The sequence below is a fragment of the Bacillus cereus group sp. N21 genome, assembly GCF_016483395.1.
In the GTDB taxonomy this organism is placed as follows: Bacteria; Bacillota; Bacilli; order Bacillales; family Bacillaceae_G; genus Bacillus_A; species Bacillus_A pseudomycoides.
Genome location: NZ_JAEHBX010000021.1, coordinates 70,263 through 78,060, shown reverse-complemented (window position 1 = coordinate 78,060; position 7,798 = coordinate 70,263). Strand labels below are relative to the sequence as shown.

The following is a 7,798-nucleotide window of genomic DNA, read 5'->3' as shown; positions in this document are numbered from 1 at the left end:
TATGATGAAAAAAAGACAACTTAACCTACAGGTGAAGTCTGCTCAAAATGAAGTTGGGTTCATACATAAGTTGTTTGGAATTGCATCATAATCTGTCATTGAATAGGCCATGTAGGTTCTATATCTCTATCAAATGGTTTTTGCACCAGAACTGTACCAAAGGTTTTATCATTATTTTTACCTGGTTCTATTTGAACATTGAGGAATTTTCCACTATGTAAATCATATTCTAGCTGAATCTTAATGCCGGCTGTTTGTGCACATCCTCCTGAACCAGGATAAATAGAAGCCAAATGATTGGGCACTTGAAAAATAGTAGCATCTAAAATACGTATACGTTGAAAATAAGAAGTGTACTGGCTAGGGATTTGAGACAAATCGTTTAGTTGGCTTTTAACTAAAAGGGAAAATACACGCTGTAGAAATAAAACAGCGTATCGGTTAAAACGTTGATTAAGTCCTTCTGGACTCATAAGTGTAGCTGTATTTGCATAAAGTTGACTACATAATCGAGTGAGAGAATCGCTTGCTACATGTTGACTGATCCAAATACATAAAGCAGCCAAATCTTGTGCGCCATATTTACTTTTACGTTTTACAAAGCCTGTCTCTTGTGCAAGTTGTTGAAGAATATGTGGAGATAGATATCGCTTTAGTTCTTCAGCGAACAAATGAAACTCATCTTGAAATAAATTCATAAAAAAACGCCATCCTTTCTGTATATTTCTACAAAAAGAATAACGCTTTCTATAAATTATGGGTATAATTTCATCTTAAGTTGATAGTAATGTATCGTGCCCCGTATATTGTAACTTCTTTTTGTTTACTTTTAAATATGGATTAGCACCGTCTTTTTTACCAAATTTCATTTAAAAGTTACAAATATATTTAATGTATTTTGTCAAAAACATTTGACAATACAATTGAGATTTTTTACAATTGATATGTAAAAAACTTTTGACATTTTGATTATAAAAAATGGAGAAGAGATATGAAAAATATTATAAAGGATTTGAGAGAGAAAAAGGGATTGTCGCAAGAGCACTTGGCTAATAAATGTGGGGTTAGTAGACAAACAATCAATGCAATTGAAAATAATAAGTATGATCCTACATTAAAATTAGCTTTTAGTCTTTCAGAAGTATTGAATACAACAGTAGATGAACTTTTTTTTAAGAAAGGAGTATAGAATTATGAATTATTTAGTATATTTTGTGGGGGCTATATTGTGGGCTTATATTAATGGATTTTTTACAAGTGATAAAGGATCAGCTCCTTGGATTAAAGATGATGAAAGAGATAAAGATATTAAACATAAAGCAATTATAGCAAGTTGGTCAGGGATCTTTTTCTTTTGTATAATTGGAATTTTTAATAAAGCATTAGGTCTAGGTGGTGCTCAAAAATCCCCTTATCTTCCAGAACCGATAGCTACTATTTTACAAGAAAATGTTGAAATACAAGTTTTACTTATTCTTTTGCTAATGTATGGAATTTTTTATATTTATTATAGAAAGCAAATGAGTGCTTAGTTGTTATTTAGATAATTTACCAACAGTTTAATTCGTTCTATATGTTTTATTTGTGTATATAGATAAATAACTATTAAAATTCTTATTTTTATCAATCTTTATTCCAAATCAACACAAAAAACGGTTATCCTTTCTGATCTTGCTCGTTTAGTTTAGAAAGAATAACCGTTTTTTGTACTTGGGGGTACTAAAATTTATTAGGTTGATGGGCATGGGGTACCGCCACATCGCTATCAAGCTAAAATTTTATAGTCCCCCCAGAACGAAATTTTGTGCTAACTTGTAACAAAAAAGCTCGTTTTTTTCGTTTTGGGGTAATTCTGAATTCTTAAGTTGATGGGCATGTGGCGGTACCCCTATTATGTAAAAATTAGTTATCTAGGTAATATGAAAGGCCTTGATATCAATCTTTTAGATTAATTTGCACCAGAACCATTGAAGAAATACACGGATAAACACCCAGGTATGAATCATGCGATTGAATTACTAAAACAGTGAAAGAAATATGCCAAATTACAGGTGTGAGTCAGGCCGCTCTGTATCGTAGATTAAAAGAACTTGAATAAAGTTCTTTTTTAATTTGTAATTAAATCCCAGAGTGGCCCCTCATACCCAGAATCGTTTCCGTACCCCTTCTATGCTCAATAATAACAACTGTTTTATTAAATTGTTGATGCACCTTTCGTATAAGTTCTACTGTTTTCAAACTACTCATGGGGTCTAAGTTTGCTAATGGCTCATCAAATAGTAATATGTCAGCTTCTGTTGTTAACAGTCCAGCAAGAGAAACAGTTTGTTTTTGACCACCAGATAATTCATGCGGGCTTCGTAGATGAAACGTATGCATCTGTACTTTCTGTAGTGAGTCCATAACAACAGCCTTCATTTTCTCCTGTTCTACACAATCGTTTTCTAATGAGAAAGCAACATCTTCTCCTACGGTTAAACCAATAAACTGAGAATCTTGATCTTGTAAAATAGTTCCTACATGCTTACTTTGCTCAAAAATACTACCTTTTCGCGGATCCTTACCACATATTGAAATGTTCCCAGTACTTGATCCCTCATATGAAAAAGGGATAAGCCCATTTATACAATGGGCCAATGTTGATTTTCCTGATCCACTTCGACCGGCAATCAATACTTTTTCACCTGGATAAATACGGAATGTAACATCCTTTAAAGTAGGTTCTGTCACTTGTTTATATTGAAATGTAAATTGTTCAAAGGAAATAATCGGCTTCATTGTAATCTCCCTACTTTTCAATCTTCAAATGTGTATGTTTTTTATTTGCTTTCGCTAATCCCAGTGTGATTGGTAAACCAAGAATTAAGAACACAAGGATATCTGCAATCGTTGCACCGAATACTTGAATAACAATTTTATCCAAAGGTTCACCCATAACGATAATATCAAAAGCACCGGCAAATATGATTGCAACGACAATCCCGATTAAACCTGTTATAGCAAAATATGAAATATCTCGATTACGAAATGTTCCATTTTTCACACTGAAACTTGCTCGTTTTTGTACAAGTCCCATCGTAAATCCAATAATACCTGAGCTAAGTACCCATCCCCACCATATTCCCCAACCAGCGATGGTATCTGTCACTGTATGACCGATAAGACCAATCAAAAGTCCTGCAATCGGCCCGAAAATCGCACCAAAAATTGTTAATATAGCCAAAGCAGGCTTTATAAATGTGTTTGGTGCAATTGAAAATCCCCATAGACCTAATACACCATATATTGCAGAACCGATTCCAATTGCTACGACTAATTTTGTAGATAATTTGTTCATATGAATTCCCCTTTCATTCTAGTTAGTTTATATTAGTCCTATATGTATAAGAAAATTAAATTATGCGTCTTCACTTCCTTTCTTCTCAATTTCTCAATAAAAAATGACCCCTTTTATAAGAGGTCATTTTTTATTGAGATATGATCCTCTTATCTTTCAAAAGACAATATGTCTTTTGCGGAATTAGCACCTTCCTATTTGTATGAATAAATAGGGGTTGCTGAGGTTTCATAGGGCCGTTCCCTCCACCTCTCTGGATAAGTATTCGTTTGTAATTTGTATTATTGCATTAACGCAAGTTAATTTCAATATTTTTCTCACTATTTTTACTTTTCCTAAAACAATCAAATAAATCATTGTATTCTTATCGGAATTATGGAATAATTAGCATAACAAAACATGTTAACGGGAGGAATTTGACATGAAAGTAATCGGATTAATTGGTGGATTAAGTTGGGAATCAACGTCTCTTTATTATAAACATATTAATACACTAACTCTATCTCAGTATAATCATAATGCAAAGCTTGTTCTATATAGCATGGATTTTGGCGAAGTGACAAATTTATTACAAAATCAACAATATGAGGAAGTGCAAAATCAACTCGTTCAAGTAGCAAAAAAAATAGAGTGTTCCGGTGCAGATTGTATACTTATGTGCTCAAATACAGTACATCAATTTGCGGAAGAAGTAGAACAAGCAATCTCTATTCCCCTTCTTCATATTGGTGATGTCAGTGCTGAAGAAATTGTTGAACATGATGTGAAACGGATTGGTTTACTTGGAACAAAACAAACAATGGAACAGGACTTTTATAAAACAAGACTAGCTAATTATGGTGTTGAAACAATTATTCCGAAAAAAGATGAACGAAATTTCATTCATCATGTCATTCTTCAAGAATTGAGTAAAGGGATTATTTCACAGCAATCTAAAGTACGTTTCTTACAAATCATTCAAAAACTTATTGAAAATGGTGCAGAAGGAATTTTATTAGGTTGTACAGAAATACCGTTACTTATTTCACAGAAAGACCTTTCTATTCCTGTATTTGATACTGCTTTTTTACATGCAAAAACTGCTGTACAATTCGCTGGATAATAGATAAACAACTGTATAATTTATAAGAACTCTTTAACTCTCAAAACAAATTAATATATAACAAAAGCTATCTTACAAATCATAAGATAGCTTTTTAACTCTATTATTATATGAACCGGAAAGTAATAATATCCTCATAAAGCCCCTGTTATAGGTAACATTGCTGCACAAGAAGTAACTTGCTCACTTTGAAACATTGGTAAATAGATTGTAACTGATGTTCCTATTCCTACCTCACTCATAATACTAATTCTTCCTTGATGACTTTCAATAATTTTATAACTGAGCATTAGTCCAATCCCAGTTCCTTTCTCTTTCGTACTATAAAAAGGTTCACCAAGTCTTTTAATTCTTTCTTCAGGAATTCCTACGCCCTCATCAACCATATTAATCATAACTTCTTCACGCTCTGATTTTTTTACATAAATAGAGATTTCCCCTCCATTTGGCATTGCTTCAATTGAGTTTTGTAAAATATTAATAAAAACTTGTTTTAATTGATTTTCACAACAATCAATCATTAGTTCTTTTGATTCTATATGGAGATTAATTTGAATATTTGTCATGATTGCCTTCGTGTTGATTAATGAAACGATATTTTTTAATATCGAGCAGAGGTTTTTCTTTTCAGTTGAAATGACATCAGTTTTTGCAATCGATAAAAACTCATGAAGTATAGCTTCAATTCTTTCGATTTCTGATAGCATAAGATCAAAATATTTATCTTGATCTTCTTGATTAATCTGAAATAATTGAATAAATCCTTTAATCACTGTCAATGGATTTCGGACTTCATGGGCTACCCCTGCAGCTAACTGCCCAATTGCTGCAAGTGTATCTGATTTATTCAATAACTCCTCAGTCTTTTTCCGCTCGGTAATATCTCGAACGATTATCATAATCTTATCTTGTAAGAGTGGTAAACATCTAGCTTCAAAGAAACTAACACTTCCTTTAAGTGTTAACGGATATTCAACAATAACTGTCGATTCCTTTTGTTGTACTTGATGAATTGCTTCTTGAAATTGTTGTGCTACAGGTGATGGCAAGACTTCATAAAATTTCTTCCCCATAAAGGATTCTGCAGGTACGTAAAACTTAGCTGGTGAACCTGCTTTATAGTCTATAATTGTTCCATCAGCCTCAGTTAAGAAACACAAATCAGGTAATGCTTTAAAAATAAGCTCTAACTCAGAAGTTTGCTGTTTTAATTGCTCTTCAATTCCTTTTCGATGAGTAATATCAACTCCAACTGCCCAATAACTATAACCAGGTACTGGGAACTGCTCCGAAATATTTGACCACATGATTGTTTTTATTTCCCCATTTTTGCATGTTAAATTCATTTCCCAATCTCGAAAACTTTTTCCGCGAATCGAAAATTTCTTTTGAAGTTGTCTGCGATAACTTTCATCAGGATATAACAGTTCAAGTGCTTTGGGATTTCCAACGATTTCTTCTGCAGCATAGCCTGTTACGAGCTCGCATTCACGATTCCATAATATAAAATTCCCATTTTTATCAAGAGCATCGACCATAATGGGCATATTTTGTAAGATTGTATGTAGCTGTTCTTCTTTTTGAGAAAGTAAATGTATATTTTTTGTTTGGTTTTGAAGTTTATTCATTGCACCATCTACAATGAGATTTGAAAGCATTTCGAAGTATTTATAACAAGTACGGATGTCATTTTTAATTGCACAAACAATAAATGATCCAAGGTGTTGCTCATGTAAAAAGATAGGGATTTCAATTTTTGTAAGTTGTATATTTTCTTCTTGATTCATACCAAATGAAAAAACACATTCCATATTTTGATCAAGAAGTTGATGTGAAATGTTTGTTAATTTATAAAATTGTTCTGCCATGGTTTCTATTGTGTTCACATCAATGAGTTCCAATAGCCGCGCATTCATTCTCTTTCCACCTCTATATGTAAATTTAATACCAATTTTTACTCACGCCTCTCCATTATACGAATAATGTTCTTATAGGTATATAGAAAGAGCATAATTATTCAAATAAATTTTATTTTTCAATTAAAAATTATTTGAAATGATATATAATCTTATTAATATAAATATGTAACGATCTAAATATTCACAAATTATTCACAAATTATTTGAAAATCATATACAATTCTTCCAATATATTCTATATAATAAAATGCAATAAGGTATTCTATTAATCTCATAGAATACCTTACCCCTAATAAAAAATAAAAAAGAATCCTTGATGGATTCTTTTTTATTTTTTTACCATGACATATTGATAAAGAGCATGTGCAACTCCATGTTCTTCATTCGATAATGTTTCATAGTGACAAATCCGTTTAATTTCGTCCACTGCATTTCCCATTGCGATAGATATATGTGCCTTTTCCATCATAGAAATGTCATTTAGCCCATCACCTATTGCAACAGTATTTACCACCGGAATATTAAGATGTTCTGCTAAAGTATATAAACCATTCCCCTTTTGAGCGTCACAATGATTAATCTCTAAATTATGCCAATACGAAGCAGTAATTGCTAACTCTGTATTATGTTGAAAATGCATTTTTAATTTTTGTAATTTCTCTTCATTATAGGAGAATGGTAAAAGCTTATGCACATAAATCTCTTCTTCTAATATCGATTTACAACTTTCTGTGATATGAAATGCTGTATGTTCAAGATACAATGCTGCGATGACTTCAAGCTCTTGCTGATCAATATCTTTATTTGACCTTTTTATCCATTCTATTTCATGATTCACACTTTCTTCACCATATGCCGGAACGTATACACCTCGATCTGTATACAGTTGATAATACATCCGATTTTGTTCAAGATATTCAACAATTTCAAAGGCATGTGTATTTTGAATAGGGTATCTCTTCATCATTTTTTGATCCACATAAATAAGAGCACCGTTTTCTGCAATAATAGGACATTGTAAATCAGCTTCCAGTAGTAAACGTTCAATATCTACGAGAGAACGTCCTGTACAAATCGCTACTACGTGCCCCTGCTCCTGGCATTTTTGAATAGCTTCTGCATTTTCTTTACTAATCATTTTATTTCTTGAAAGAAGAGTTCCATCTAAATCGATTGTAATTAGTTTCATTGTTCCGTCACCACTTTCTATAAATAAACATGCTTGTATAAAGTGAAACTTAAATCAGTGGAGCCCACTAATTATTCGTCTTCACTAATCGAGATTTTACAGGCAGTTGATTCCTCCAGTTCCTTCCACTAAGATTAAAGGTGGATGGCTTCCTATTCACAAATAGCGGGATAAATACACAAATTAGGTATCGTTTCCATATTCACTTTGTCAAACACAACTTAGTTATAATTTATGAAAAGCGTTTCAGG

The 7,798-nt window shown here is 32.3% G+C and carries 6 protein-coding genes, 3 pseudogenes and 1 riboswitch; of the genes and pseudogenes, 4 read left to right on the top strand and 5 right to left on the bottom strand.

Annotated features, from left to right (window positions below; translation table 11 throughout):
• Positions 1-91: pseudogene (locus tag JDS96_RS32100) on the top strand (IS6 family transposase); the annotation flags it as partial.
• Between the two features lie 49 nt (positions 92-140).
• Here JDS96_RS32100 and JDS96_RS14245 read toward each other — a convergent pair.
• A pseudogene (locus JDS96_RS14245) lies at positions 141-698 on the bottom strand (IS4 family transposase); the annotation flags it as partial.
• A gap of 293 nt (positions 699-991) precedes the next feature.
• On the opposite strand from JDS96_RS14245, the gene JDS96_RS14240 reads away from it, so the two are divergent.
• Together JDS96_RS14240 and JDS96_RS14235 are read left to right on the top strand one after the other, a co-directional pair.
• Positions 992-1,189 carry a helix-turn-helix transcriptional regulator gene (locus JDS96_RS14240; RefSeq protein WP_018783222.1) on the top strand — a complete coding sequence of 66 codons (198 nt, stop codon included), beginning with the start codon at positions 992-994 and terminating at the stop codon, positions 1,187-1,189.
• Positions 1,190-1,193: 4 nt separating this feature from the next.
• A complete protein-coding gene (locus JDS96_RS14235; RefSeq protein WP_002107182.1) occupies positions 1,194-1,532 on the top strand; it encodes a hypothetical protein in 339 nt (112 codons plus the stop codon).
• A gap of 634 nt (positions 1,533-2,166) precedes the next feature.
• Here the strand turns inward: JDS96_RS14235 and JDS96_RS14225 are convergent.
• Positions 2,167-2,778, bottom strand: a pseudogene (locus JDS96_RS14225) (ABC transporter ATP-binding protein); the annotation flags it as partial.
• A 10-nt stretch (positions 2,779-2,788) separates the two neighbouring features.
• Positions 2,789-3,337, bottom strand: a complete 549-nt coding sequence (locus JDS96_RS14220; protein ID WP_006094951.1) for an ECF-type riboflavin transporter substrate-binding protein — start codon at positions 3,335-3,337, stop codon at positions 2,789-2,791.
• Between the two features lie 146 nt (positions 3,338-3,483).
• Positions 3,484-3,601, bottom strand: a riboswitch (SAM riboswitch).
• A 157-nt stretch (positions 3,602-3,758) separates the two neighbouring features.
• Here JDS96_RS14220 and JDS96_RS14215 point away from each other — a divergent pair.
• A complete protein-coding gene (locus tag JDS96_RS14215) occupies positions 3,759-4,439 on the top strand; it encodes an aspartate/glutamate racemase family protein (protein ID WP_018765990.1) in 681 nt (226 codons plus the stop codon).
• A 134-nt stretch (positions 4,440-4,573) separates the two neighbouring features.
• Here the strand turns inward: JDS96_RS14215 and JDS96_RS14210 are convergent, their stop codons facing one another.
• Together JDS96_RS14210 and JDS96_RS14205 are read right to left on the bottom strand one after the other, a co-directional pair.
• Positions 4,574-6,355, bottom strand: a complete 1,782-nt coding sequence (locus JDS96_RS14210; protein ID WP_199667200.1) for a PAS domain-containing sensor histidine kinase — start codon at positions 6,353-6,355, stop codon at positions 4,574-4,576.
• A gap of 331 nt (positions 6,356-6,686) precedes the next feature.
• Entirely contained in the window at positions 6,687-7,547 is an 861-nt protein-coding gene (locus tag JDS96_RS14205; RefSeq protein ID WP_018780556.1) for a Cof-type HAD-IIB family hydrolase, read from the bottom strand.
• Positions 7,548-7,798: the final 251 nt, after the last annotated feature.

Bases quoted from the DNA above. Each gene is read 5' to 3' on its own strand.
- JDS96_RS14220 (WP_006094951.1), bottom strand. From the start codon at position 3,337: ATGAACAAATTATCTACAAAATTAGTCGTAGCAATTGGAATCGGTTCT.
- JDS96_RS14210 (WP_199667200.1), bottom strand. From the start codon at position 6,355: ATGAATGCGCGGCTATTGGAACTCATTGATGTGAACACAATAGAAACC.
- JDS96_RS14205 (WP_018780556.1), bottom strand. From the start codon at position 7,547: ATGAAACTAATTACAATCGATTTAGATGGAACTCTTCTTTCAAGAAAT.
- JDS96_RS14240 (WP_018783222.1), top strand. From the start codon at position 992: ATGAAAAATATTATAAAGGATTTGAGAGAGAAAAAGGGATTGTCGCAA.
- JDS96_RS14235 (WP_002107182.1), top strand. From the start codon at position 1,194: ATGAATTATTTAGTATATTTTGTGGGGGCTATATTGTGGGCTTATATT.
- JDS96_RS14215 (WP_018765990.1), top strand. From the start codon at position 3,759: ATGAAAGTAATCGGATTAATTGGTGGATTAAGTTGGGAATCAACGTCT.